Source organism: Burkholderia sp. Bp9140, assembly GCF_003853425.1.
Taxonomy (GTDB): Bacteria; Pseudomonadota; Gammaproteobacteria; order Burkholderiales; family Burkholderiaceae; genus Burkholderia.
Genome location: NZ_QTPQ01000091.1, coordinates 1 through 2,598 on the forward strand (window position 1 = coordinate 1; position 2,598 = coordinate 2,598).

The following is a 2,598-nucleotide window of genomic DNA, read 5'->3' on the forward strand; positions in this document are numbered from 1 at the left end:
ATGGTTCGGGAAGATCCGGACGATGCGGATTCGGTACCGGTGGCGCAGCGCATGCATACGTTCAGGGAGCGGCATCATTGGCAGGGTGCGTCGCTGTATCTGCACGAACCGGGGACGTTCGTGCCGCTGGCGCGGCTGGACGAGACGCTGGTGGAGGCGGCATTCGTCGCGACGGACGCGGAGGGGCGGTTCGTGCAGGTGCCGGCGAAGACGCGGCACGCGACGCTGTTCTATCAGAACGATCATCTGGGGACGCCGCAGGAGTTGCTGGATGAGTCGGGGAAGGTGGTGTGGGTCGGGCGGTATCGTGCGTGGGGCGGGGAGAAGACGGTGTGGCGGGAGACGCCGGAGCGGAATGAGGCGGGTAACGCGATCCGGTTTCAGGGGCAGTATCGGGATGAGGAGACGGGGCTGCATTACAACCGGTATCGGTACTATGATCCGGGCAGTGGGCGGTTCATGTCGAAGGACCCGATTGACCTCGCGGGCGGACTGAACGTCTGGCAGTACGCGCCCAACCCAGTCCAGTGGATCGATCCATTCGGTTTGGCGAAATATTATCGAGGAGCCAAGGCTGGGAGTAAGCCATCGTTTGAACCGCGGCCAGGAGAGTACAAGGTGCGGGATGGCAATGTCCAGCCTACCCATGGTGTATCTGTTTTCGATAACCCAGAAAGTTGCTCATGCCGAGGATTCGTACCTCATGAGGTTGACCCTGAATCTGTTTCAGAGGATTTGAAAATAATTCAGCGGGGTAAGGATCCCGCACACTTTGAAATAATTCCGGCAAATCCCATGGCAGAGGATGACTACAAAAGTGCTCTAGGGAATATTAAGGTAAAGTGAGAGGTAAAGAATGCGTAAAATCGAAATCAAGTACCCTGGCTGGTATGACGAGCTTGCAGAATTTGAACATGAAGAAAAAGGATTTTTGGAAGGCGTTCTCGTAACCTCTGAGGAGGGTGATATCACACTGAATTTTTACGATGCGGCTAGATTCGCTCAAGATGCAACCGATGGCGTTCGCGACAACGGATTTTTTTATATGCCTAACGTCGTGGTTGTCGAGAGCGTTTCCCGAAGGAATATTGAGGCGGCGGCACAAAGAATCGTTGATGGCGGGCTAGCGGTATGAGTACGATCTGGTTCGACGTTTGCGCCCTACAACCTTGCGGAAATTCCGCAACGCCTTACTGCTGCAAGAGTGCCGCCGACCGGGACGTGTCGTGATGAGACTATGACGAGGGTTGCATTCCGTGCCACAGTCATCGTTCGTTGCGATTTGGGCGATGCGGGAGCGTGACGTATAGACGGGGCTGCATTACAACCGGCATCGGTACTACGATCCGGGTAGCGGGCGGTTCGTCAGCAAGGATCCGATTGAGCTGGAAGGCGGGATCAACGTTTTCCAGTATGCGCCGAATCCGATAAGCTGGATCGATCCGCTGGGGCTATCAGGGGTAGACGTCTATAGGGCGATGAAAACCGGGAGTGATGGGCTTCCAGTTGCCGAACCTACGGCGCGTGGGCTTGGCGCACGTCCTGGTATAGATATCCCGGTCGGCACTGACGGAAAGGTTCATCCGAACACAGGTGGCATTTCGGTTGCCCCGGAATCAGCACGCAATCTTCCGCCTCATAGGCGCCCCGAAAATCTGGGGGGAACCGGAAAGGACTGTGCTTGTTTGCTGAACACAGCGAACCTTCCGAAAAGTCTGAAGTACGTGCAGGATAGTGCCAAGCATGGGACGATCCAACCAAGCACAAGTATGTCTTTATCTGATTATCAAGCCGCACTTAGTTCAACGCGTGAAAAATGTGTGAAGCAATGACGGCTGAACTTTATGTCGTGCTGGATCGGGAATTGCGCGACGCATTGGAGGCGAGTGCCGACTTCGGCGTGCTGAGAGATATTCTCGTGAAATATCGGGAGAAAGGCTTTAGTTCGGAGTCAGTGTATGATCTGTTGGAATCTATAAGGGATGGTGTAACCGAAGATATTGAGGAGCGAATTCTAGAGCTTATGGATATCGTTTTTGGATTCTGTTCTCCGAACATGCGAGTTTGGTGATGCGTGAAAGGGCCGCGGTCGCGGCCCTTGTTGTTTCGAGGTTGGCGGCGATCCGGGGAGATGGTGATCTGTTCCGCCGGTTCTACTGCTGGAGCAATCTGGGCGGCGGTAATGGTGAGCTTGCCGAGTTCGACGTGAACGTGGAGCTTCGGGCCGGCGTGGAAGCCGACATCGTGTGTCCGCCACGGCCTGCGATCTTGAGCCGGAGGTGCAGCGGTTCGCAGTTCTCGTCATGGATGACCCTCATCACGTAGCGACCGATGTCGAGCTTGTGCTGCATCGCGATGAAACGTTCCGTGACGGTTGGAAGTGCTTTAAGACTGGCGTCAGCCATAGTCAACTCCTGAGTCGAGCTAACGGTGGTCAGCGGGCCGTGACTGTTGGCGCACTCACGGAGGCAATCCGGTGGATCCGGAGAAGATCCCGCCCCGGCCGACCGACGAACCGCTGGAGTCGGTGATGGCGCGGATGCAGCGACAGATGGCGCAGGACCGCGCATGGTGGGATGCGCATCCGGGGGAACGGTT

4 protein-coding genes and 1 pseudogene are annotated in these 2,598 nt (G+C 56.2%); 4 read left to right on the top strand and 1 reads right to left on the bottom strand.

What is annotated here, in order from left to right:
- The 4 genes and pseudogenes from DIE21_RS36650 to DIE21_RS36665 form a co-directional block, all read left to right on the top strand.
- Positions 1-846, top strand: an 846-nt coding sequence (locus tag DIE21_RS36650; RefSeq protein WP_260432614.1) for an RHS repeat domain-containing protein, incomplete at its 5' end; no start/stop codon positions are given.
- 10 nt (positions 847-856) lie between these two features.
- A complete protein-coding gene (locus tag DIE21_RS36655) occupies positions 857-1,135 on the top strand; it encodes a hypothetical protein (RefSeq protein WP_124502188.1) in 279 nt (92 codons plus the stop codon).
- A gap of 175 nt (positions 1,136-1,310) precedes the next feature.
- Positions 1,311-1,458: pseudogene (locus tag DIE21_RS38370) on the top strand (RHS repeat-associated core domain-containing protein); the annotation flags it as partial.
- 370 nt (positions 1,459-1,828) lie between these two features.
- Positions 1,829-2,071 (top strand): hypothetical protein, encoded by a 243-nt coding sequence (locus tag DIE21_RS36665; RefSeq protein ID WP_124502189.1) that lies wholly within the window; start codon positions 1,829-1,831, stop codon positions 2,069-2,071.
- Positions 2,072-2,153: 82 nt separating this feature from the next.
- Here DIE21_RS36665 and DIE21_RS36670 read toward each other — a convergent pair whose 3' ends face one another.
- On the bottom strand, positions 2,154-2,405 hold the full coding sequence (locus tag DIE21_RS36670; protein ID WP_124502190.1) for a hypothetical protein: 252 nt from the start codon (positions 2,403-2,405) through the stop codon (positions 2,154-2,156).
- Positions 2,406-2,598: the final 193 nt, after the last annotated feature.